Origin of the sequence: Burkholderia cepacia (assembly GCF_001718835.1) — a bacterium.
Taxonomy (GTDB): Bacteria; Pseudomonadota; Gammaproteobacteria; order Burkholderiales; family Burkholderiaceae; genus Burkholderia; species Burkholderia cepacia_F.
On sequence record NZ_CP013444.1, the window covers coordinates 693785 to 717102 of the forward strand.

The following is a 23318-nucleotide window of genomic DNA, read 5'->3' on the forward strand; positions in this document are numbered from 1 at the left end:
ACCGAATGACGAATCCCATCAAAGACAACGAGATCCTGCGCTATTACGAGGCCGAGATGCGCTATCTGCGCGAAGCCGGCCGGGAGTTCGCCCATGCCTTCCCCGATCGGGCACGCGAGTTGGGGCTGGACCGCGGCGGCGAGCGCGACCCCCATGTGGAGCGGCTGCTCGAGGGCTTTGCGTTCCTGATGGGGCGATTGCGCCACAAGCTCGACGACGAACTGCCCGAACTGACCGAAGGGCTCGTCAGCATGCTCTGGCCGCACTACCTGCGCATGATTCCGTCGCTGTCGATTCTCGAGCTCACGCCGGACACGGGCGTGCTGCAAAAGCATGAGACGCTCTCGGCCGGGCTCGAGGCGACGTCCGGACCGATCGCGACGGGCGCAGGCGAAGGGGCGGTCACGCACGTCGAATGCGTCTACCGCACCACACAACCGATCGACCTGTATCCGGTGACCCTCACCGAGGCCGGGGCATGGGCGCGCGAAGACGGTCGTTCCGTGATCCGGCTTCGCCTGGCTATCCAGCAGCAGGCCCAGCGCGAACGGTTGCATGTGCCGCGCCTGCGGTTGTATCTCGATGCGGATCGTCCCGTCGCCCTCGCACTGCACGCGGCGCTCACGGGGAAACCACTCGCGATGCACGTACGCGTACCCGGCTTTCCGGCGGATCGCCCCGGCGCGCCGCAGGAGATGCCGGGCCTGCGGATGGAGGCGGCCGGCTTCGCGGGCAACGAGCGCCTGTGGCCGAAGGCGGACAACGCGTTCGGCGGCTATCAGTTGCTGCTGGAGTATTTCACGTTCCCCGAGAAGTTCATGTTCGTCGACCTGCTCGGGCTCGACATCCAGGCGATTCCCGCGTCCGCTCCATACGTCGACGTCGAGATCGTGCTGGCGAAGCCGTGGCAGGACAACATGCGCTTCACCGCGGAGAACGTGCGGCTGTACTGCACGCCGATCATCAACCTGTTTCCCGTCCAGGCCGATCCGGTCAAGGTCACGCAGTTCGAGACCGAATATCGGGTGCGGGCGCGCGAGCAGCATGGGCCGCTGGTCGACATCTACTCGGTCGACGCGGTGCGCGGGATCGAGCGCGGCCGACGCTTTGAATATGTGCCGTTCGCAGCATTCCGCCACCACGGCGGCATGCTGCGCCATGCGATGCCGGAGCGGTATTTCCACACGCACGTGCGGCGCGCGCCGTCCGGACGCTTCGACACGTGGGTCGTGCTCGGCGGCCACGCCTGGGAAACCGAGCACGCGTTGCCTCAGGAAACACTGTCGCTGTCGGTCACGGGCACCAACGGCATGCTGCCGCGCAAGGCGTTGCGGGAAGCGAGCATCACGCGCATGCGGGCAGGTTTCACGAACATCGCGTCGGTGCGCAACCTGAGCGCGCCCACGTCGCCGGTTTATCCGCCGACAGCCGATCGTTTCCAGTGGCGGGTGCTCTCGCATCTGGCGCCGAATTACCTGTCGCTGCTCGATGCGGAAATCCTGCGCGGATCGTTGGCCCTGTACGACTGGACCGACGGCGAGCTGAATCGCCGCCGGATCGAGGCGATCGTCGACGTGCGGCACCGGCCGCTGCAAAAGCTCGTGAAAGGCGGGTTGATGCGCGGCGTCGAAATTGCCGTGACGATCGACAGCACGCGCTTCGCGGGCGACGGCGATCTCGAGCTGTTCGGCGCCATGCTCAACCGGTTTCTGGGCCTGTACGCGACGGTCAACCTGTACACGAAGCTGGTGATCGTGTCGCAGCCGACCGGCCGGCAACTCGAATGGCCCGATACGAAGGGTGAAGGAGCGCCGTTTTGAACGACTCCGCAAAAGCGCCCGAGCGCAGTCTGACGACTTTGCCGCCGGCCCGGGCGGACCGTACGTTGCTCCCGGCGCTGCTGAATCAGGCGCACCGGATGAATTTCCATCGCTTCTGCGCGCTGATCGAACTGGCCGCATTAGATGCCGCGCCGCTGGGTACCACCGATTCGCCTGCGACGGATCCGGTCCGCTTCCGGTCCCGTGCGCAGTTGGGATTTCCGGCGCGCGAGATCGATGCGGTCGAATTCGATCTCGATGATCCGGCGACACCGCCCGCCGTTCGCACGACATTCCTCGGCCTGTACGGCGTCGATGCGCGCATGCCGGCGTATTTCGTTGACGAGGTTGCGCAGAACCGCGACGGCGCCGAGCCGCTGTCTGCGTTCCTGGACCTGTTCCACCATCGCATTGCCACGCAGTTCTACCGGATCTGGCGCAAATACCGGTATCCGGCCGGTTTCCGGCCGGATGGCTTCGATACGGTCTCGCGCGGCGTGCTCAGCTTGGTGGGTCTCGGGTTCCGCTCGCCGGACACGCGTGCGCCGGACTGGGGATTTCCGCCGGGCGTGGGTGCGCGCACGCTGCTGTCGATGCTCGGACTGGCCGCTCAGAAGACGCGCACCGCGCAAGGGCTTGCCGGTGTGCTGGGCGCGGCGGTTCCAGATGCCGCCATTGCGGTCGAGGAGTTTTATCCGGTGTGGCGTACCGTCAACGACTTCGAACCGGCGGCGCTCGGCGAGCAATGCTTGCTCGGACGCGGGTTTTACGATCGGGCGAACACACTGCGCATCGTGATCACGCCGCACACGCGCGACGCAGTCGCGGCGCTCGTGCCGGGACAACCGGCTTACCGCCAGATCATCGCGCTGCTGCGCTTCTACCTCGGCTACGAAAGCGAAGCGCTGCTGGAGATGCGGGTGCAGCCGGACCTGATGCCCGAGCCGTTGCTGGCGTCCGGTCAGGCGAAGCTGGGTCTGACCACGCAACTGGGCTCGCCGCCCAGGGTACGACACGGACGCCCACGCGCGACATGGGTACAGCTGGGTCGCTGGCGCGGCGTGACGGAAGCTGCATAAGCCCGATACACCATTCGGCAGGACAACGCGATGCAGGACACGAAATATGGACAAGCACCAAAAGAACCCTCTCAGGACACCGACCGTGCGAAGCCTGGTCGGAGCAGCGGCCGTGTTGGTCATCCTTGCAACCGCCGGCTGCGGCGTCGGGCAAGCCGTGAAGGACAGCACGGTGGGCGCGGCGAAATGGGTCTTCACGACGCAGGTGAAGACGATGAATGTGGACCTCGTCGCCCGGTCGTCGTTGAACGCAAATGCCGCTGGACAGCCTTTGTCGACGGTCGTGAGGCTCTACCAGTTGAAGGATGCAAAGACCTTCGCCCAACTCGACTACACCCAGTTGCAGACCAATGACCTGGACGCGCTCAAGGCGGATCTGCTCGCTACGAAGGATGTGGTGCTTCGCCCCGGTGCGAACGCCAGCGTGAGCGAACCGATGCACCCGGATGCGCACGTGGTGGGTGTCGTGGCGTTCTTCCGTGAGCCGGGGGAGCGTGCGGTCTGGAAGCTGGCCGTGCCGAAAAAGCAATGGAAGCAGACCGATCCGGTCAGGGTCGAAGTGCGCGACAACGTGCTCGTCCTGCTCGATGCCGAGGATCAGCCCGTCACCCGGGCCGCGCCTCGGCAGAGTGCGCCGGCCGCGCCCGAGCCGAAGCCGAAAGCGGTTGACGTAACCGGGCACACTGGATGAAGGCCAACGGGAACGCCACCCCGAACCGGAACGGGGTAGCGCAGGACCCTTATCGCGCGTATTGACGCGTCGGCGTGCCGAAACGGAGCGATGGCGCCTGTCCGCCGGCAGCGACACTGAACATTTGCGGATCGGGACGGTTTCATCCGCGCTCACCACGAACGCAGCACGTCGAGCGACGCTTGTTCTGGATGCGTTCCGCCAAGCGGGCTGCCCGATGGCTCAGTTCGTAAAATGCCAACATGCTGGCCAGCATCGCGAAAGCGACGCCGCTTGCGTCCCAATGCAGGCCGAGACTGAACGCCGTTGCCTGGGTCGCGGCCATGCCGGTGGTCATGGCAAGCAGCATCGCTGCAATCTCGATTCCGATCCAAACCAGGGCCTTGGCGGCAACGCGCACCTTGTCGAGTCGAATCATGTTGAGGCGGCCTGCGTAGTGCAGGAGCACCACGGCCAGCATCGCGGACGTCGACACCGGGAACCAGCGCAGATGCAGCATCAGCGTATTCCACACGACGCCCGTATCCAGCGCCCCGCCGCACACATTGAGGATCGTATCGATGGGCGTGCGCAACGCATCGAGCGTCAACCCGACGCAGACGGCGGCAATGCACCAGCGCATCGACCGGCAGGCGCACCGGCCGGACGGGCTGCTTCCCGACATATATCCCGCGCTGGCGCATGCAATCGCGCCAGCGCAGTTCCAGGTCCAGCTGGAATATGAATCCTGTAACCGGGTCGGAAAATCGCAGGCGACGTAACCGAGGAGTGCGAACGACATCAAGCCGCGCAGCCGTGCGGATAGCGAAACGACCGCGATTCGCCCGAACCGGCCTGCCGGTGGCGCAGTCGGAGGCATCATGGCCGTTCACGCAGGATCGTTCAGGACCGCATACCAGGAGCACACCACCCCGGCCGGCGAGACGCCGCCGCCACCGCTTGCGTGCGGGACGGCGCGCACGATCGACCCGGTCAGCGCCGGACGCTGGTCGATGCCGTTGGGCCAGGGTGCGCTCACGTACCCGACGTAGTCATAGACCCATTCCTCGCCGCTGACGACGCCCTGCCCCTGGAAGCGCACGGTCCAGGGATCGCCATAGCCGATCGAGCCGCTGAGCTGCAGCTCCCATCGCGGTCCGAAGATGCGTCCCCTGAGTATGCCCATCGGCGCCGGCTCGAGCTCGATGGTGGCGCGGCCGAATTCAAGGTCATTGAATGGCGTCGCCAGGTCAGGATCGTTCAGGAAACTGCGATAGGTCCACTGGCCCACCAGGCTGCCGGTTTCGGGTGCGTAGCTCATCCCAGCTTCCCCCCGTCGCTTCCACTGCGCTGATATCCCCCGCTGAACCGGCGCCGGACCGATGGCGCCGGTTCAGCGCATGACGCGGCTACCGGACCTCGACCCGGAACCGTTGCTGACCCGGTTTGGCTGCTGCGGCAGCGAAGGATCGTCCTTGGCCGAATACATCGTCACGGGTATGGACTTCGACTTCGTAGCTGGCATCCTTCACCGATGCTTCCGTGAAATGGTGCAGCGGAAAGAACGCCTTCACTTCGAGGTGCGTCTGGCAGTTCGCGCAGGACTGCACGCTCCACCGGCTCAGCACGGCCTCCGTGCCGAGCAGGTGCCGCTCGCCGTCCAGGACGACGTAGGCGGCGACGAGGAAAGACCCGCGGATCGGCGCACGATTCAGCCCGGACACGCGCACGACCTTGCTGCTGTTGCCGGCCGGCACGGTCGTCGCCGCCAGCGAGCGCTTCGGCAGGTCCTCCAGCGAACCGGGGCCGTACGTGTAGCCGAGCTGCTCCTCGATGTTGATGCAGTCGAGCGACGTATAGGCGCGCGCCTTGCCGTTCTCGCTCTTCTTGAACGGATCGAGCGGCGACGAGAGCGTGAGCCACGAGTTCGGCACCGTGCCCGGCGTCGGCCCCTGCGCGTCGACGGAATTGGTGCCCGGATACTCGGCGACGACGTCGAGGTGCTGCGTGTAGCCATGCCGCTTCTGCCACAGCCAGAACACGCGATCGATGAAGCAGTGATGGAAATAGAAGATCGGGTCGAGGCCCGCCGTGTCGTTTTCGCCCATGTCGCCGTTGGCGCCCGGAATCGGCGAGTCGTCGCCGGCGTTCGGGCCGGTGGGGACGTCGTAACCGCCGACGGCAAGGTGAATGTCGTTGTGCGGCGACTCGAGCGGGACGATTTGCGCAGCCCCTTGCGGAAGGTTCTCGTTCCACTGGGCCGCGGACGTCGTGTTGGAAAACACCGTGTAGTTCGGCGCATTCAGGCACGCCTCGTACTGGGCCTTCACGTGGGTCTCGATCTTCTTGCCGTGCACGACGATGAAGGACGTGAGCCAGTTCACCACGTTCCGGTCGAGCAGTTTCACGTTCTCGTGATAGTGCGGGAATCGGGCATTGTGTTTCTCGGTGGCGGCCCGGTCTTTTTCGGTGCCGACCAGCCCCGACCAACGGATAGCGAACCGTTTCGTAGCCGAGCGGCTTGCTGTAGTTCGGATTGTCGCCGTTGATGTTGTCGGTGATGCCCTTGTTGAACACGAAGGAACGCAGCGGGTTGGGAATCGTCTGCCCGTCTAGCTCGACATCCTTCTTCGTCAGGCGCCCACGGAATGCCGTGCTTGAGCGACTCTTCGCTGGTTTCGTCCCAGAACGGCAGCATCACCTGTTCGCAACCGGGAATGCTCTGCAAAGCCTGTTCCAGCCTCAGCAGGTAAACGCGATGCAAGGTCGGGAACAGCACGTTTCCGTGGTTGCAGTAGCCGCCCCAGTATGACGCCGAGCCCCAGCCGGCGCCGCGGAACGGCTCGCCGTGGAAGCCGCCGATCATGAAGAACGAGTTCGGATCGTCGGGCGGCAATGCCTTGATGCCTTTCCACGCGCGCATCAGGTCTTCCAGCGGCTTTTTGTTGCCTTTCAAGTACTCGGCCTGCAGCGATTCGATCGACGGGCGGACCCGGACTCCAGTTGCGCTATTCATGACTCGGCCTCTCTCTTTTGTAAGCAGCGTTGCGGTTTGACTGCCAGGGTTTGAGCGCGAGCGGACGATGCGGATGACGATCGGAGCTCACGGCCAATCAGATTCGGTTTGTCAGGGTGTCGGCAGGCGTTTTGAAACGTGTCACCCGACAGGGCATAGGCGGGTCCTGTCGGTCTTCCACCACCTCCTTGTGCAATGCGGACATGCGCGACGGCGCCGCGCGCCCTCGGAAAAAGGCGCGATGCATTCGAATCGCGGGGAAGGTCGCGGCGGATTGGCAGCAATTCGCCACGCGCAATTACAGTGGTAAGGTCTCCGTCATATCCCCGTGGCGTCTAATCATGATTTTGATACGAGTAAATAAAGCAAATCGGATTTGTTTCCGCAAGGAAAATATGGGGGGTGCGGTGTGGGGGGAATTGCAAGTCGAGGTGACGCGCGATCGATCAGCTTATCGAAATTATCGTAGCGATTGGCGACGCCACGGAAGCGGTGGCATACCGAGATGGGAGCCGACAGGAACCATTCTAGGTGTAGAGTGGTGAATTTCCAGGCGGCATCATTTCGCCCTTCCCGGCTGGTACGTCGATGAAAGTCGTTTTTTCCCGCAAAGGCTTCGATTCACAGTACGGCGGTATGCCCAGCCCAATCCTGCCGGACGGTCGGCTTCTTCCATTGCCGATTCCGAGCACTCGCGACAGCGCTACATTGGCGGATCTGGATTTCGCGGATGCATCACTGGATCAGCTCCTGTGTGATCTGTCTGCCGGCAAGCATGGCTTGCAGACGCATGTTCACCTCGATCCGGACCTCGGCGGCAGGCATGTCGCCAACTTGGTGAACTGGCGACCAGCGCTCGGGCAGACGGGTTCCGCACAAAGCCACCTGAGTCGCCACGGTATCGGGGCGGGCGATGTCTTCCTGTTCTTCGGCTGGTTTCGACTGACCGAGCGCACCGGCGGAAAGTGGCGGTTTGCGCCGGGTGCGCCCGATCTGCACGTGCTTTTCGGATGGCTGGAAGTTGATGACGTGCTGCCGGTCGTGACGCAGCGCACGGAAGTGTTGCGTCGCCATCCATGGATTGCAGTACATCCACATGTCGCGGCGCCGGATTGGTACACGGATGCTCGGAATACGCTTTACATCGCCCGCAGGCAATCTGCCTATACGCGAACGACAGCGGTGGGGGGCGGCCGCTTCGTGTCGATGCGCCCCGAGTTGCAACTGACACATCCAGGCCATTCGCGCAGCGTCTGGTCGTTGCCCCGATGGTTCGCACCTGACGGACGAGCGCCGATGAGCTATCACGCGAAAGCGAATCGGTGGGAGATCCGGGAGGATGGAGTCATACTCCGATCGGTCGCCAAGGGGCAGGAGTTTGTCGTCGATGGAACCGTCTACCCGGAGCTCGAAGCGTGGGTGGCCGATCTGATCAGGGGGAACGCATGAAACTGCTCAAGTACGTGATGGCGAGTGACTCGGGGCTGGCGCCGAATCCATACTTCGCGATCTGCTCGCTGGCGATGTGCGCGCCAAATGTTCTGCTTCGCGCATGCCGGATCTGTTTATCGACTGAAGCGGCTGACCTGCGGCGGAATTTTGTGACTGGCTGGTATCCATCACGGTGCGTGGCGCACGTTCTCGTTGATAGCGGCGCATTCGACGCCCGCGGTGGCAGGGCACGCGATCGGAAAGGCCCCGCGCGTTTCGCAATTCGGCCCAGCATTCGAATATCTCGAGTCGGCTTTCGGTCTCGCACGCGATTGCATTAAGCTCGGACTCGAGGCTGTTGCCCCGCTTTTTGCTGCAGAGAAGACGTAGGAAAAGTGCTGGAACCGAATAGAAGAAGCATAAAGGCGCAATGCGCCCCGCTCGTCGGCCGGTCGCCGTCGAATTGCACCGTGGAGGTTAAAGATGCCGCATCTGGAACACTCACTCAAGTATGCAAAGGCGGGTACGGGTCCCTCGATCGACTTCTCGGGATTGTGGAAGAACGAATTGGGTTCAACGATGCAGATCACGCAGCAAGGGGATCAACTGACCGGCACATACGGCAGCGCTGTCAGTGCCACCGAATCAGAGACAACCGGCGATCTGCGCGGCTACGTCGATGGCGACCTGATCGCCTTCGTGGTTCATTGGCGGGAATTCCAGGCGATCACCTCCTGGGTTGGGCAATGCGAGCCGAACTCGAACAACGGAAAGATCAACACCTTGTGGCAGATGACGAAGCAAGTTGCGGAAGGTGACGAATGGGCGTCAATCAACGCCGGCGCGGACGTATTCGTGAGAGCCTAGCGTTGCCTGTTCGATGTCCCCGCGGCATGCAACGCGGGGACATCGAACGAAGATAAGCAACGGAAGACAAGAGAGAGATTCCGAGAAGACGGTCAGCTGTATTAGCCGGAACTCGATCTGAAAGGTAGTCGGGCTTAGAGAAGAAGCGGTCAATGAGGAATGAGTTTCTCTTTGGCGAGGCACGCCAATTTCTGCGGTTTCAGCAGGCAGTTGTCAGCGAGCAATGCAATGCGGCAGATGCACAAGCAAAATGCCGCCTAGTCCTGCGGAGGTGACGAACGTCCGTTACTGCCCCCGGGCCTTGCCACACCACCCGTAGTGCCGGGCGTAACCGTCGTCTCGATGATGGCGGTGACGCCGGATGAGTCAACCGAGCGTTTTGTCGTCACGGACGGAGCGGCCGCGCGCGCTGCGCCCTGTTGCGCGGCGGTTCCCGTTTGCGCCGCAGTTCCCGGTTGAGCCGCGGCACCCGGCCGCGTCTGCGCCCCTGGCTCCGTCACCACAACCGACGTCACACGCGGCTGCGCTGCTGCAGTCGGCTGCGCCACGGCTTTCGATTGCGTTGCGACCGGCCGCGCTGCCGCCGCAGGTTGAGCCTTCGCCGCAGGCTGCGCGCCCGCCATCTGCCCCGACTCCTGCCACCCACCCCCCAACGCCTTGTAAAGCGTCACCCGACTCGTCAACCCCGCGAGCTTGTAAGTGACGAGCAGTTGCTGCGCCTGAAACAACTGCCGCTGCGCATCGAACACCCCGAAGTAATCATCGACCCCATTCTGAAACCGCATCTGCGCGAGCCGCTGGGTCTCGCTGATATCGTGAATCATTTTCTGCTGCGCGTTCACTTCGCGCTCGAAGGTCGTCCGCGCAGCCATGCTGTCCGCGACTTCCCGGAACGCGCTCTGAATCGTGCGCTCGTAATTCGCGACGTTCACATCCTTTTCCACCGTCGCGAGATCGAGATTCGCGCTATTGCGTCCCCCATCGAAGATCGGCATCGTCAACTGCGGCGCGAACAACCACGCCGCCCCGCCTGAAAACAACCCGGCGAGCGTCGCACTCGCAACCCCCAGCATCCCGGTCAGCGTGATCCTCGGGAAAAACGCCGCGCGCGCCGCGCCGATATTCGCATTGGCCGCGATCAATCGATGCTCGGCCGCCATGATGTCCGGCCGGCGTTCCAGCAACGTCGACGGCAGCCCCTCGGGAAACTCCGCCAGCACATGCTGGTTGCCGAGCGGCATCGCATTCGTCACCCCGGCCGGCAGCGGGCCGCCGCCGATCAGCAGCGTCAACGCGTTCTCATCCTGCGCAACCTGCCGCGTGTACTGCTCGACCGCAACCTGCGCGGTTTGCACCTGCGTATCGGCGCGATGCTCGTCGAGCTGCGCCATCCCGCCCGCGAGCTTGCCGCGATGGATCATCGCGGCGACATCCTGCTGGTTCTTGAGCGTGTCCTGCGCGAGCTTGAGCAGCTCGCGATCGGCCATCAGCGTGAGATAGGCATTCCCGACCTCGGCCACGAGGCTGATGTGAACGCTGCGCTGCGCCTCCACGGTCGCGAGATATTGCTCCTGCGCGGCATGACTCATGCTGCGCACGCGCCCGAACAGGTCGATCTCGAAGTTGGTCAGCCCGACGCCGGCAGCAAACGTGTTGATCAACGGAGACTGCCCCGGCGCACGCAGCCCCGGGCTCAGACGCTGGCTGTTGAGCCCCAGGTTGGCGTCGATTTCCGGAAACTGGGCTGCGCGTTGCAGCCGGTATTGCGCGCGCGCCGCGTCGATGTTGAGCGTCGCGATGCGCAGGTCGCGGTTATTGGCGAGCGCCCGCGCGATCAGCTGCTGCAGCTGCGGATCGACGAAGAACTGCCGCCAGCCGAGATCGGCCGCCGCCGGACCGTTCTGCTGACCCGCATTGGCGCCCGGCGTCGAATAGGCCGGCCCGCTCGGATAAGCGGACGGGATCGGCGCATCGGGCCGCTGGTATGTCGGCTCCATCGAGCAGGCCGCGAGCGCGACGACGAGCGCGAGCGGCAGCACGCGTATCGGCGGAGAGGGAAACGGAAGGCTACGCATCATCGACGATTCCAGAACGAGAAAGAGAAGGGCGAGGGCACGGACTCAGTCCGACAGCGCGCGCTGCATGAGGCGCGAGATCGCCAGCTTCGGCTGGCCCTGCGCCGCGATGTTGTGCGGGGGATCGCCGAACAGCATGCGGATCAGCCCGTGGCGCGCCGCCGTATCGACGTGCAGCGCGATGCCGAGCAGGCGGCCCTGGCGGCGCACGATGCGGCACGGGATCCAGCCGATCGGCGCGAGCCACAGCGCGCCTTCGGCATCGACCGGCAACGAACCGGCCTGCGGCGTGAGCACGGCCGCGCCGTTGCACGACAGATCGTGCGTCGTCACCGAGTATTCCTGTTGGCCGATGCGCAGCCGCGCGGACGCGCGATAAGGAAAGCGCTCCTCCTTGCGAGGCCGGGGCAATTCCACGCACACCAGCATCGACGTCAGATAGAGCAGCAGCGATATCCCGGTCCACGCCGAATTGAACACGAGCCCCGGCGCGTCGGGGTCGCTCGACAGCGCATGCCCGAGCCCAAGCGCGGACAGCACGATCAGGCTGCCGTAGAACGCCGCGAACTTGCCGTGGACGATCAGCTTCGAGCGGTCCAGCCCCTTGTTCGTCACCTTGAACGGCCGCCCGAACGGCCGCAGGATCGCGCTCGCCAGCGACGCGGTCACCGCCATCGCGCAGACGATCTGCGTGACCTCGGTGAAGATCGGCAGCGCGCGCCGTCCGGTGATCCACATGCTGTAGGCCCAGTAGGCGATCAGCGACGGCACGCCGTATGCGAGAAACTGCATCGGCTCGCCGTACAGCGTCGGCACGTTGAAATACCAGTACAGCAGCGGCCCGAGCAGCAGCATCAGCGTGAACGGCCGGCTCAGCCAGTGCAGCAGCCCGTGCACGTAGTGCAGCCGCTGCGTGAACGTATAGCCGCGGCCGCGCAGCGGGCCGTCGGGCGTCAGCGCGACCTGGATCGTGCCGAGCCCCCAGCGGCTGCGCTGGCTGATGTATTCCGGCAGCCCTTCGGCCGACAGCCCGACCGACAGCCGCTCGTTGAGCCAGCGCGTCACATAGCCGTGCGGCATCAGCCGGTAGGTGAGGTGGATGTCCTCGGTGACGGTGCCGGTCGGAAACCCGCCGATGTGGTTGACGAGGTCGCGCCGCACGACGAACGACGTGCCGATGCAGAACGCCGAGCCCCACGCGTCTTTCGCCGGCTGCATGATGTCGAAGAACGCGCGCTGCTCGTCGACCCAGCATTCGGTCGAGCGCAGGTTGTACTGGATGGGATCGGCGTTGTAGTAGAACTGCGGGGTCTGCACGACGCCGACCGTCGGATCGGCAAACAGGCCGATCGTGCGCATCAGGATCTTCCGGTGCGGCGCGAAGTCGGCGTCGAGCACCATGATGTACGGCGCGCCGCCGTCCGGGCCCTGCGCGCTTTCGCGCAGGCCGTTGTTCAGGTTGCCGGCCTTCGCATGCGTGTTGTCGGGGCGGGTCGCGTAGTGCGCGCCGACCTGTTCGCAGAACGCCTTGAGCCAGTCGCGGCGCGTGTCGTCGAGCACCCACACGCGGAAGTCCGGATAGTCGATCGCGAGCGCCGCGACGATCGTCTTCTCGAGAATCTCGAGCCCTTCGTTGTAGGTCGCGATGAAGATGTCGACGCGCGGCGCCTTCGCGGTGCGCCGCAGCCGGGCTTCGCCGGCGTCGGCGTCGGGCGAGTGATCGCTGGTGCGCGTGAGCACGACGATCGAGATCAGCGTATACGTCAGCGCGATGCACTCGAAGCCGTAGAAGACGTGCGCCCACACGCTCGGAAAATCCATGCGCGGGTCGGGCAGCGTCTGGGTCGTGCGCCAATACAGGTAAGTCAGCAGCAGCGTCGCGGCGACGCCGCCGAACAGGATGCGATCGACGGCGCGCTCGCGCTTGCCGAGCCGCGTGAGCACGAGCACGATCAGCAGCACGCCGCCGTTGATGACGAGCAGGGATCGGCTTGCGAGAAAGAAATCGAACATCGTCACTCCAGAGCGTGCGTGGTGCCGCCGCCGGGGCAGCCGCCGCCCGGCAGGCACCCCCCGGGACGGAACGGATTCCACCCGGCTGCCGCGAGCACGGCCCATGCGGTCGCGCCGAGGTGCGGCAGGTGGAAGTAAAAGAAGTCCTCGGTCGTGGACGTCGGACCGATCGACAACCCGGTGCGAATGCGCGCGTCGGGCGTCGCATAGAGCAGGCCGTCCGGCGCGCGCTGCGCCAGCAGCAGCGCCCACAGCGGCTGGGCCTTGGCGTTCTGCCCGACCGCCTGCAGCGTGAGCGCCGCCTGACCGGTGCCTTCGGTCCACACCCCGTCGGGATGCGCGTTGAAGCCATAGCCGCCGTTGATCCGGTGCGCGCCGTCGACCCATGCGATGCTGCGGCGCCAGTCGGGCGGCGCGTCGGCAATCGCGAGCAGCGGCCACAGCGACGCGTCGAGCGCGGACGGGCCGACGTTCGGGCTATGCCCGTCATCGCGCGTGCCGATCAGGAAGCGGCCTTGCCGCGCATCCCACATCGCCGCAACGAAGCTGCGCGAGCGGTCCGCGGCCGTGCGCCAGCGCGCGTCGCCGGTGCGCTCGGCGAGCCAGCGGAACACCGCGTAGGTATCGACGTTGTGTTCGGTGGATTTCCATCCCTGATGGATCTGCTTCGGCTCGTACCCGAACTCGCCGCCGACGTAGCCGGCCGGCGCCGTCGCATCGAGCCGGCCCGGATCGATCCAGCCCATCAGCGCGGCGGCGCCGTCGAGATAGCGTTGGTCGTGCGTCGCCTCGTGGACGGTCAGCAGCGCGAGCGCGGCCCATGCGACGTTGCCGGTCGCGGTGCCGTCCTGATACGCATCCTCGAACCACCGCTTGCTCGGTTCGTCCCACCAGCCCGGCAGCGGCGCGGGCCCGGCCGGCAGCGCGCCGGCGCGATACGCGTTGCGCAGCCGCATGTCGTGGAAATGGCGGTCCTGCGCGCTCGCCTGCAGGAACGCATCGGCGATGCGGCGCGCGTCGTCGGTGCGACGGCACGCGACCAGCGCGATGCCGGCGAGCGCGTTGTCGTAGACGAACGCCGCGTGCGTGAGCGCCGGCGCGAGCGGAGGGCCGCCCGGCGCCGCCTCGTAGCTGTCGAGGAAGACGGGCCCGGCGCCCGGCACGGCCGCGACACGCCCGGCCAGCGTCTTGCAGCCCGACGCGAGCAGTTCCGCGCGCTGCGGCGGCGCGTTGTCGGCGCCATGGGCGGCTGGGGCGGCGAACATCAGCGGCGCGAGCGGCAGCATCACGAGCGGGGCGATCTTGCGCAGACGGTGCAGGAAGGGCGGCTTCATCGGCATCGGTCCCGGTGCGCGCGGCGTTACGCCAGCTGGCTGCGCAGCCAGTGCAGGCCGCGATCGGCGGCCGAGCGCAGCGCGTCGAACCACGGTTGCGCGCGATCGGCGATCGACCGGAAGCCGCCCTGCGCGTTCACGCTGTCCGGAACCAGGTCGGACATGCCGCTGCCGAGCCAGCTCCGGTTGAGGCTGACCTTCGCCCAGCGGCCCATCGCGCAGCGGTCGGCCGGATCGGCGCGCGCGCTGACGGGCAGTGCGGACAGCGGCCGGTCGAGCTTCGCGATCACGTAGATCTCGTTCTTCTCGATCGGCGGGAACGGCACGAAGTAGCGGGCCTGCTCGCCTTCGGACGCGCGCGGCAGCACCTCGGCTACGGACGCGGGCACCTTGAACGGCACGCCGTCCATCCGCACGTTCAGGCGCGTGCCGGGCAGCAGGTCGTCGCTCAAGCTGCGCGGGAACACCGCGACGACCCGCGACTGGCTGCAGTTGCTCGCGCGGATCAGCGTCGCGCCGGCCGCGACGCGCGTGCCCGGCGGCGCGAGCACGTCTTCGACGACGCCCGGTTCGCTGGCGCGGATCTCGAGATTGGACAGCCGCTCGAGCCGCGCCTTCTCGGCGTCGATCATCTTGCCGACCGACTGGCCATACGCGTCGTATTGCGTCATCTGCGCCTTGAGCTGCACGATGTCGGCGCTGAGCAGCCGGCTGCGCTGCTCGAGCGTGGAGGTGGCGCCGTCGCTGGCGGATGCGTAGACCTTGTTGCGCGACGCATTGCCGGCGGCCGTCGCGTGATCGAGCTCGGCGGCGGCCGCGGCCTTCGCGTTCGACAGGATCGACAGCTGGTAGCGCGACGCATTGGTATAGGCCTCGCTCACCGCGCCGGCCTCCTGCATCGCCTGGTTGCGGTTGACGACGTCGGCCTGCTGGTCGACCTGCGCCTTCGCGACGTCGAGCCGCGCCTGCAGCGCGCGGATGCTCGCCGCGTGTTCCTGCTGCGATGCGCTTTGGTAGCGCTGCAGGTCGCGGCTGGTCGCGGCGAGCTGGCTCTCGTCGCCGGCGAGCTGCGCGCGCGCGGCATCGTAGTGCTGCTGGTTGTCGAGCGCCTTGCCGGTCAGGTCGATCAGCAGCGCGCGGTCGATGTTCGGATTCTGCACCGTCATCAGCGGCTGGTTCGCCGCGAACGGCTTGCCGATCCCGACCTGCTGCTGCGTGACGATTCCCTCGACCGGCGACGTGACGAGCGTCACCTGGCTGTTGACCACGGCCCGCTCCGACGAACGCGTGAAGATGTTCGGGAACATGACGGTCAGCACGACCCAGGCGATGAACACCACGATGCCGTAGCCGATCGAGCGCACGGCGAAGTGCCACAGCGGCCGCCCCAGGGCGGACTGGCGGCGCGCGACGGGCGCGTCGTGCGGCGCGGGCGAGGGCGCGTCGGGGACGGGCTCGGGCGGGCGGTGGTCGAGTTGTTGGTCAGACATAAGGCTCTCCTGCATGGCAAACGCGCGAACGAGCGAACGAACGTCATCGCAAGCCCGGTGCTGGTGTCAGCCGTGGGCGTCGTCGAAGACAAGCCGGCGCCGTTGCGCACGAGCGCGTGCGCGCCGGTCCCGGCCTGCCTGTATCGTTTGTTGTCCGCAGTGCACCTGCTCCGAGCTTGCGTCGGATCGACACACTGTCTGAACTGGCCGGCTTCACCGGCCACCTGATCGGCCCCGCTTGCGCGGCGCCCCGTTGAACGTGGTCTTGCAACAACGTATTGACGACTCGCATGCGTCTGCGCGGCACGTCCGGCAGAGGTGCTGCGAGTCAATTCAGACTAGTGAAGTCGCCGCGGCGGTACTGTAAGTGTGTGTAAAAGATGATTTCTTTGAGACCCTAAAACGCGCGTGTTAAGTGACTGCCTGGTTAACCGTCGATCATTGTTGGTAGTCTGTAATGCTTGTGGCGCAGTCCGGCGCGCAATTGGACGTGGAGCGCGAATCATGGAATCCGACGATATTCGGGGCGTTCGGGCCCGATGCGACGCTTGGCAGCGACCGATGCGGCGCGGGCGTCATGCGTCGCCGCGATTGCGCGTCGATTCGATCGCACGATCCGTACCTGTCGAGCGGTCATTGTGCTGAGGATTGGCGCGGACGACTCGACATCCGCGCAGGGATCGGCGACGATCGAGCAAACAACAGCCAGACGTCACGCACATGACCGTCGATCACCAACCGATCTGGATGCCCGTCGCGATGAGAGAGCGCGGCGTGCGTCGTTTCCCCGCGGGCGCGACGAATCCCCGCATCGTCGAGTACAACAACCACACGAACCTCGTCGGCTATGACGACAAGATTTCCTGGTGCTCGTCGTTCGTCAACTGGTGCATGACGCACGCGGGCATTCGCGGCACAGGCTCCGCGCTCGCGCGTTCGTGGCTCGAATGGGGCCGGCCGCTGGAGCGCCCGGTGTACGGCTGCGTCGCGATCCTGACGCGCGACGATCCCGCGAGCTGGAAAGGGCATGTCGGTTTCTACCTGCGTCACGACGACGAGCACGTGCATCTGTTCGGCGGCAATCAACTGGAAGAGGTGCGCGAGCTCGCGTATCCGCTCGATACCGTGATCGGCTACCGGTGGCCCGCATAGCGGGCGCGGCGATCCGCTCCCGCGTCGCTCACTTCGCGGCCACGGCCTGCGCGTTCGCGCCGACCGCCTCATCATTCCGGCTCCACCCACCCCCAAGCGACCGATAAAGCGCGACCGCCGCCAGCGCGTGCTCGCGCCTGACCTGGTTGAGCGAATCCGAATCCCGCAGATAAACCTCCTGCGCCGACAGCACATCCAGAAAATCCGTCGCGCCCCCCTTGTAGAGCTGGTTCGCGAGACCGAGTGCCTTGTCCGACGCGGCAAGCGCGCTGTTCAAGCGCTGCGTCGCGGCGGTCGTGCTGACGAGATTCGCGCGTGCATCCTCGACTTCCCGCAACGCCTGCAGCATCGTCTGCCGCAACCCGAGTTCCGACTCGCGCATCCGGCTTTCGCTCTGCGAGATATCGGCCGTAATCCGCCCCGCATTGAAGATCGGGCTCGTCGCACTCAACGCCGCGCTGAACAGGTTGTCGGTCAACGTCGGCAACCCGAGATAGGAAGCCGCCAGAATCCCGTCCGTCAGGTTCAACGAGAACTTCGGATACCGCTCGGCCTTCGCCACGCCGACTTGCGCCGCGCGCCGCTCGACCTGCGCATACGCAGTCAGCACGTCGGGCCGCCGCAGCAACGCCTGCGAAGGCAGCGTACCGGGCGCGCCAGCCGGCGGCGCGGGAATGTCGCCCGCCTGCGCGAGCACGAGCCGGTCGACCGATTCCGGCGTGCGCCCCGAATACACGGCAATGAGGTTGAGCTGATGCGATATTTGCGCCTGCGTCGGCGGAATCCGTGCTTCGAGCGCGTCGAGCTGGTTCTGCGCACGCGTGACGTCGAGTTCCGTCGACAGCCCGAACGCCTGCCGCTTGCGCGTGAGTTCGAGCGCATGCTGGCGGATCTTCGCGTTGTCCTGCAGGATCTTCAGTTCCTGCTGCGCCCAGCGCAGATCGACATACGCGGAGGCCGCATCCGCTGCGAGCGCGAGCCGCATCGCGTCTTCCGCATGCTGCTGGCCGACGAGTTCCGCCTGCGCGGCGAGCAGGTCGAGCCGTTCGCCGCCGAACACATCGGGCGACCAGCTCAGCGCGAGCCCCGCGCCGGCCTGCCGCACATACCCGAGCGGCGGCGGCGTGTTCTGGCGTGCGTCGGCCGCATGCGCGGTCGCGTCGAGTTCGGGCAGCAGCACCGCGCGTTTTTGCACCGTCAGCGCCTGCGCCTGCTTCACGCGTTCGGCGGCGGCCTGCAGGTCGAGGTTGCCGTCGAGCACGGTGGCGATCAGCTTGTCGAGCACGGGATCGTGGAATTGCGCCCACCATGCGGCCGCGTCGATGTCCGCGCGCGGCACGTCGGTATCCCACGCGGTGGGGGCGAGCGTCCGGACGGATTCGTTCAGCGCCGGATGCTGCGCGGGCTGCACCGCGCATCCGGCGGCGAATGCGCTGACGGCCAGCGCGACGAGTAGCTTTTTCATGATGATGACCCTGGCCTCAGTGTGCGTCCGGCGGCGGCGCGTTCAACGTAATGGGTTTGGAAAATACGACGGCGAGCAGTGCGACGACGAAGCACAGCGACAGCGCGTAATACGCATCCGCATAGGTGAGCGTCAGCGCCTCGCGATAGATCAGCCGATGCAGGTTCGCGAGCCCGGCCTGCGCGGTGTTCAGCGTATTGCCGGCCACCGAGCCCCAGTAAGCCGCCTGTCGATCGAGCAGCGACGCGATCTGCGGTTCGCCGGCACTCACGTGTTCGTTCAGCCGCAGGTAGTGAAAATTCAGCCGGTCGTTGAGCATCGTCGCGCTCACCGCGATGCCGATCGCCCCGCCGAGATTGCGCATCAGGTTGAACAGCCCGCTCGCCGATTTCAGCCGCGACTGCGGCAGCGAGCCGAGCGCCATCGTGACGATCGGCGGCACGCTGAATTGCTGGCCGATGCCGCGCAGCGCCTGCGGCAGCAGCAGTTCGCGCCAGCCCCAGTCGTGCGTGATCGGCGTGTACAGGTAGCAGCCGAGCCCGAAGCAGACGAGCCCGAACACGAGCAGCGTGCGCAGGCTGAAGAATCGCGCGGCGAACGCGTACGCGCAGAGGGCGAGCAACTGGAACGCACCGACCGACAGCAGCGCGATGCCGATCTGCAGCGAGCTGAATGCGCGCACCTGTGCGAGAAACAGCGGCGTCAGGAACACGGTCACGAAGATCCCGATGCCGGTCACGAACGACAGCAGGCTGCCGATCCCGAAGTTGCGCACGGCGAGCGCACGCAGGTCGACGATCGGGTCCTTCGCGGTCAGTGCGTGCACGAGGAACAGGAAGCCGCAGATGCCGGAGATCCATGCGCAGATCACGATCGCGTCGTCGCCGAACCAGTTCTTGCGCGGGCCTTCCTCCAGCACGTATTCGAGGCAGCCGAGGAAACCCGACATCAGCACGATGCCGAGATAGTCGCCGCGCCTGATGAGGCCGAGATCGGGTTCGTCGATATGCACGTAGCGCGGCACGAGTGCGGCGACCGCGATGCCCGGTACGAGGTTCAGGTAGAACAGCCAGTGCCACGACCATTGATCGGTGATCCAGCCGCCGATCACGGGGCCGATCGCCGGCGCGAGCGACGCGAGCGCGCCGATGGTCGTCGACGCGATCAGCCGCTGCCTGCCCGGGAACAGCACGAATGCGGTGGTGAACACGGTCGGGATCATTGCGGCGCCGAGCGCGCCCTGCAGCCCGCGAAACAGGATCATCGAGTTGATGTCCCACGCGAGCCCGCACAGCATGCTCGTGATCGTGAAGCCGACGGCCGACGCGACGAACAGCCAGCGCGTCGACATCACCTTCGACAGCCAGCCCGACATCGGGATCACGATGATCTCGGCGATCAGGTAGGCCGTCTGCACCCACGACAATTCGTCCTGGCTGGCGGACAAGCCGCCGCCGATGTCGCGCAGCGACGACGCGACGATCTGGATGTCGAGCGTCGCCATGAAGAAGCCGACGCACATCAGCGCGAAGGCGAAGACGCGCTGTTTCGTCGGTTGCGACGCGGGGTCGCCGATAAAGCCTGTAGTCATGATCCGCTCCGTCATTCGCTCGGCATGCCGCTCAGTCCGCGCGCGCCGTATGCACGGTCACGACCGCGGAGAGACCCGGGCGCAACACGCGCTCGAGGCCCGGCTGCGGATCGAGATGCACGCGCACGGGCACGCGCTGGACGATCTTCGTGAAGTTGCCGGTCGCGTTCTCCGGCGGCAGCACGCTGAAGGTCGCGCCGGTCGCGGGCGCGAGGCTGTCGACGCGGCCGTGCAGGCGCGTGCTCGACGCATCGAGCGACACGTCGACGCGGTCGCCCGCGTGCATCTTGCGAAGCTGGTCTTCCTTGAAGTTCGCGTCGATCCACAGTCCGGAAGCCGGCACGATCGTCAGCAGCGGCACGCCGACGTTCGCGAGCATCCCGACGCGGCCCGTGCGATTGCCGACGTAACCGTCGACCGGCGAGCGGATCGTCGTGTATTCGACGTTGAGAGCGGCGACCCGCTGCGCGGCAAGCGCGGTGTTCACGCGCGCCCGCGCATCGGCGAGCTGCGCGCCGAGCACGTCGAGCTGCCGCTTCGATGCGAGCAGCGCGGCGTCGCTGCGTTCGACGGCGGCGCCGGCCTTCGAGTAATCGGCGTCCGCGCGTTCGACGATCTGGTTCGACACGGCGTCGGATTTCACGAGCTCGCGATAGCGCACCCTGTCGGACGATGCGCGCGTCAGTTCGGCAGCCGACGCGCCTTTCTCCGCGGTTTGTTGACCGATCACCGCATATTGCAGTTGCTGCTTCGCCTCGAGTTCGGTCACGGCGGAGCGTGCGCTGTCGACTTCGGCGCCGGCTTGCGCGAGCTTCGCGTCGTAGTCGCGCGCGTCGAGCTGCACGAGCACGTCGCCGGCCTTCACGCGCTGGTTGTCGGTCACGAGGATCTTGTCGACGAAGCCGTTGACCTTCGGCGCGAGCACCGTCACGTCGCCGCCGACATACGCATCGTCGGTGCTTTCCTGGAAGCGCAGCACGAGGTCCCAGTAGAGCGCCGCCGACGCCACGACGGCGACGACGGCCAGCACCGCGACGGTCATCCACGGCACGCGCCGGCGCTGCCGTGCGACGGCTTGCGCCGGCGCCGCTTCTCGGGAAACAGGAGTCTGGGTCGTATCCATCGTTTCACCTATGTATATGCACTTTTTTGGGCGACCGATGCGGCGCATCGATCGGGGGATTGCTTCAACGCTCCGGGATGTTGTGCGTGATCCGGAACAATTCGTCTCTCAGCCGCGCCGCTTCCGACGGGCCGAACCGTTGTTCGAATGCTTCCTGCGCTTCGAGCCAGTGCGCATGCGCCTGTGCGATCTTCGCTTCGCCGTCGCCGGTCAGCGCGAAGCTCAGCCGCCGGCCGTCGCCCGCGTAGCGGCCCGCGACCAGCGCCGCGGCGACGAGCGGCTTGAGCGCACGCAGCAGCGCGGTGCGTTCGATCACCAGCACGGTCGACAGCATCGCCATCGTCTGGCCCGGCCGGTCGCGCAGCAGCGCGAGAATGCTGTACTGCGACGGCGTGACGCCCACCCGCGACAGATAACGCTCGTAGAACTGCGAAATCCGGCGGGCGGCTTGCCGGACTGCGAAGCAATCGTCATCGGTGAGCGTTGTCTTGTGCATGTGCACATGTTAGTGGGCGGGCGGGCGTGGAGCGATGCGCCGGGCGCGATCAGATTGGTGCGCCGGTTGTATCAATCGGCCGGACGGGCGCTTCCCCTGCGTCGCCGTAGGTCGCCGCATAGGCGATGAACGCCTTGACCTTCGCGGGCAGCAGCGCGCGGTTCGCGTACGCGAGCTTGATCTCGACGAAGGCATCGACGAGATCGGCATCCTCGAGCAGCCGGACGAGCGCGCCGGATGCGAGTTCCGCCTCGACCAGCGCGCGCGGCACCACGCCGATTCCGAAGTGGCGCAATACCATCTCCCGGTTGAAGACGGGGCTGTTCGACGAGATGTCGAAGCGGAACGGCACGGTCAGCGTGTCGCCGTCGATGCGGAACGCCAGCGCCGGGCGTCGCAGTGCCGGCGACATCGACACGAACAGGTGGTCGGCGAGGTCGGCGGGCGTGGCCGGGCGCGGGTGTTGCTCCAGATAGCGCGGCGTCGCGACGATCACGACCGGAATGCGTTCGACCAGCCGCACGACGGTCGTTTCGCTGGTCAGCATGTACGGCACGACGATGCCGATGTCGTAGCCTTCGCCGACGAGATCGACCGGGCGCTCGGTCAGCGTCACGTCGAGGCGCACCTTCGGATGCGCGGCCTTGAAGCCGGCAATCAGCGGCACCAGCCGGTTCAGCGCGGCCGTCGTGTGCGCGACGAGCCGCAGCAGGCCTTCGGGCTCGCGCGTCGGCGCCTGCGCTTCCGCTTCGAGCGAGTCGAGTTCGTCCAGCACGGCCGCGCAGCGCTCGTAGATGCGCTCGGCGGTTTCGGTCAGCGACACCTGGCGCGTGGTCCGATGCAGCAGCCGGCTGCCGAAACGTGCTTCCAGATCAGCGACCGCGCGCGACACGACGGGCCGGGCGAGGCCGAGCGTGTCGGCTGCGCGCGTGAAGCTGCGCAGCTCCACCACCGACCGGAAGATCCGCAGCTTGTCGATGTAGTCCATGTGCATGTCCTCGACGTCGAAGAAGGGGGCGCGCCGCGTCGCCGGCGTGTACGGCGGAGTGTACATTGACTTTATGCATATGCACATATAGATTGCCACGCATGGACGATATTCAGATTGCCGGTGCGTGCAACTGTCTCGCGCTGCGTCAGGCGGCGCGCTTCGTCACGCAACTGTACGAACGCCATCTGGCCCCGGTCGGCGTCACGCCCGCCCAGTTCTCGATCATGGCGAACCTGACGCGCAGGCCCGGCCTGCTGATGAGCGAACTCGCCGATACCCTCGTGATGGATCGCACGACGCTGCTGCGTGCGCTCAAGCCGCTGCAGCGCGACGGCTTCGTCGCGACGGCCGCGTCCGAGCACGATGCGCGCGCACATGCGCTGAACCTGACGAAACTCGGGCAGCGCACGTTCGGGCACGCAAAGCGCGCATGGCAGGCGGCGCAGGACGAATTCGAGACGCAGTTCGGCGAAGGGCGTGCGAAGGCGCTGCGCGACGAGCTGTTCAGCATGACGGGGAAGCGGTAAGCGGGGCGTGCGCCGGAAGCCGTGCCGGGAAGTTTCCGCCGGACGCAATCCATATCCCGATCGACTGGAAACAAAACCGAGCCATCGGGACCGTCCAGCCACCTGAATCGGGCGATTGGGCCGATCGGATCGATGATGTGGTCTGGGATTGAACTGGTTGAGGACCCGTCTGGACGGT

The 23318-nt window shown here is 66.0% G+C and carries 22 protein-coding genes; 9 read left to right on the top strand and 13 right to left on the bottom strand.

Features of this window, described 5'->3' with window-relative positions; translation table 11 throughout:
* Positions 1 to 5: 5 nt before the first annotated feature.
* The 3 genes from tssF to tssJ all read left to right on the top strand — a co-directional run bounded on the left by tssF (position 6) and on the right by tssJ (position 3590).
* Positions 6 to 1820: a type VI secretion system baseplate subunit TssF gene (tssF, locus tag WT26_RS23500; protein WP_069270974.1), complete on the top strand. Its 1815-nt coding sequence runs from the start codon at positions 6 to 8 to the stop codon at positions 1818 to 1820.
* A gap of 98 nt (positions 1821 to 1918) precedes the next feature.
* On the top strand, positions 1919 to 2899 hold the full coding sequence (gene tssG / locus WT26_RS23505) for a type VI secretion system baseplate subunit TssG (protein ID WP_059956095.1): 981 nt from the start codon (positions 1919 to 1921) through the stop codon (positions 2897 to 2899).
* 46 nt (positions 2900 to 2945) lie between these two features.
* On the top strand, positions 2946 to 3590 hold the full coding sequence (tssJ, locus tag WT26_RS23510; RefSeq protein ID WP_069270975.1) for a type VI secretion system lipoprotein TssJ: 645 nt from the start codon (positions 2946 to 2948) through the stop codon (positions 3588 to 3590).
* Positions 3591 to 3732: 142 nt separating this feature from the next.
* Here the strand turns inward: tssJ and WT26_RS23515 are convergent, their stop codons facing one another.
* Positions 3733 to 4164: a hypothetical protein gene (locus WT26_RS23515; protein ID WP_155123189.1), complete on the bottom strand. Its 432-nt coding sequence runs from the start codon at positions 4162 to 4164 to the stop codon at positions 3733 to 3735.
* Between WT26_RS23515 and WT26_RS37555 the strand changes: the two genes are divergently transcribed.
* Positions 4151 to 4351, top strand: coding sequence for a hypothetical protein (locus tag WT26_RS37555; RefSeq protein WP_155123190.1), 201 nt, complete (start codon positions 4151 to 4153; stop codon positions 4349 to 4351). The two genes, WT26_RS23515 and WT26_RS37555, sit on opposite strands and share 14 nt — an antisense overlap.
* 107 nt (positions 4352 to 4458) lie before the next feature.
* Here WT26_RS37555 and WT26_RS23520 read toward each other — a convergent pair whose 3' ends face one another.
* The 3 genes from WT26_RS23520 to WT26_RS38765 all read right to left on the bottom strand — a co-directional run bounded on the left by WT26_RS23520 (position 4459) and on the right by WT26_RS38765 (position 6585).
* Positions 4459 to 4890, bottom strand: a complete 432-nt coding sequence (locus WT26_RS23520) for a hypothetical protein (protein WP_069274072.1) — start codon at positions 4888 to 4890, stop codon at positions 4459 to 4461.
* An 88-nt stretch (positions 4891 to 4978) separates the two neighbouring features.
* On the bottom strand, positions 4979 to 5977 hold the full coding sequence (locus WT26_RS23525) for a tyrosinase family protein (protein WP_250637560.1): 999 nt from the start codon (positions 5975 to 5977) through the stop codon (positions 4979 to 4981).
* A complete protein-coding gene (locus tag WT26_RS38765) occupies positions 5974 to 6585 on the bottom strand; it encodes a tyrosinase family protein (RefSeq protein WP_250637561.1) in 612 nt (203 codons plus the stop codon). The genes WT26_RS23525 and WT26_RS38765 overlap by 4 nt, the downstream gene beginning before the upstream one ends.
* A 588-nt stretch (positions 6586 to 7173) precedes the next feature.
* Here WT26_RS38765 and WT26_RS23530 point away from each other — a divergent pair.
* The 3 genes from WT26_RS23530 (at position 7174) to WT26_RS23535 (ending at position 8883) form a co-directional block, all read left to right on the top strand.
* On the top strand, positions 7174 to 8034 hold the full coding sequence (locus WT26_RS23530; RefSeq protein ID WP_059956246.1) for a hypothetical protein: 861 nt from the start codon (positions 7174 to 7176) through the stop codon (positions 8032 to 8034).
* Positions 8031 to 8357: a hypothetical protein gene (locus tag WT26_RS39115; protein ID WP_196222188.1), complete on the top strand. Its 327-nt coding sequence runs from the start codon at positions 8031 to 8033 to the stop codon at positions 8355 to 8357. Before WT26_RS23530 ends, WT26_RS39115 begins: the two co-directional genes overlap by 4 nt.
* 142 nt (positions 8358 to 8499) lie before the next feature.
* Complete coding sequence (locus WT26_RS23535; protein ID WP_059532241.1) at positions 8500 to 8883, top strand: avidin/streptavidin family protein; 384 nt, start codon at positions 8500 to 8502, stop codon at positions 8881 to 8883.
* A gap of 257 nt (positions 8884 to 9140) precedes the next feature.
* Here the strand turns inward: WT26_RS23535 and WT26_RS23540 are convergent, their stop codons facing one another.
* Genes WT26_RS23540 through WT26_RS23555 form a run of 4 tightly spaced genes read right to left on the bottom strand, consistent with a single transcriptional unit; the run spans position 9141 to position 15795 of the window.
* Positions 9141 to 10958, bottom strand: coding sequence for an efflux transporter outer membrane subunit (locus WT26_RS23540; protein WP_080485818.1), 1818 nt, complete (start codon positions 10956 to 10958; stop codon positions 9141 to 9143).
* 45 nt (positions 10959 to 11003) lie between these two features.
* Entirely contained in the window at positions 11004 to 12971 is a 1968-nt protein-coding gene (locus WT26_RS23545) for a glycosyltransferase family 2 protein (protein WP_069270977.1), read from the bottom strand.
* A 2-nt stretch (positions 12972 to 12973) separates the two neighbouring features.
* Positions 12974 to 14311, bottom strand: coding sequence for a hypothetical protein (locus tag WT26_RS23550; protein WP_059724016.1), 1338 nt, complete (start codon positions 14309 to 14311; stop codon positions 12974 to 12976).
* 20 nt (positions 14312 to 14331) lie between these two features.
* A complete protein-coding gene (locus WT26_RS23555; RefSeq protein WP_059715187.1) occupies positions 14332 to 15795 on the bottom strand; it encodes an HlyD family secretion protein in 1464 nt (487 codons plus the stop codon).
* A 720-nt stretch (positions 15796 to 16515) separates the two neighbouring features.
* Between WT26_RS23555 and WT26_RS23560 the strand changes: the two genes are divergently transcribed.
* A complete protein-coding gene (locus WT26_RS23560) occupies positions 16516 to 16947 on the top strand; it encodes a TIGR02594 family protein (RefSeq protein WP_231130514.1) in 432 nt (143 codons plus the stop codon).
* A 28-nt stretch (positions 16948 to 16975) separates the two neighbouring features.
* Here WT26_RS23560 and WT26_RS23565 read toward each other — a convergent pair whose 3' ends face one another.
* The 5 genes from WT26_RS23565 to WT26_RS23585 all read right to left on the bottom strand — a co-directional run bounded on the left by WT26_RS23565 (position 16976) and on the right by WT26_RS23585 (position 22610).
* Positions 16976 to 18412, bottom strand: coding sequence for an efflux transporter outer membrane subunit (locus tag WT26_RS23565; RefSeq protein ID WP_069274073.1), 1437 nt, complete (start codon positions 18410 to 18412; stop codon positions 16976 to 16978).
* 16 nt (positions 18413 to 18428) lie between these two features.
* On the bottom strand, positions 18429 to 20003 hold the full coding sequence (locus tag WT26_RS23570) for a DHA2 family efflux MFS transporter permease subunit (RefSeq protein WP_069275122.1): 1575 nt from the start codon (positions 20001 to 20003) through the stop codon (positions 18429 to 18431).
* Between the two features lie 31 nt (positions 20004 to 20034).
* Positions 20035 to 21126: an HlyD family secretion protein gene (locus tag WT26_RS23575; RefSeq protein ID WP_069274074.1), complete on the bottom strand. Its 1092-nt coding sequence runs from the start codon at positions 21124 to 21126 to the stop codon at positions 20035 to 20037.
* Positions 21127 to 21190: 64 nt separating this feature from the next.
* A complete protein-coding gene (locus tag WT26_RS23580) occupies positions 21191 to 21622 on the bottom strand; it encodes a MarR family winged helix-turn-helix transcriptional regulator (protein ID WP_069274075.1) in 432 nt (143 codons plus the stop codon).
* A 49-nt stretch (positions 21623 to 21671) separates the two neighbouring features.
* The gene (locus WT26_RS23585; RefSeq protein WP_069275123.1) at positions 21672 to 22610 is read right to left on the bottom strand and encodes a LysR family transcriptional regulator; all 939 of its coding nucleotides are present in this window, start codon (positions 22608 to 22610) and stop codon (positions 21672 to 21674) included.
* Between the two features lie 101 nt (positions 22611 to 22711).
* Here WT26_RS23585 and WT26_RS23590 point away from each other — a divergent pair, with 101 nt between their 5' ends.
* The gene (locus tag WT26_RS23590) at positions 22712 to 23140 is read left to right on the top strand and encodes a MarR family winged helix-turn-helix transcriptional regulator (RefSeq protein WP_069274076.1); all 429 of its coding nucleotides are present in this window, start codon (positions 22712 to 22714) and stop codon (positions 23138 to 23140) included.
* The last annotated feature ends 178 nt before the right edge of the window (positions 23141 to 23318 follow it).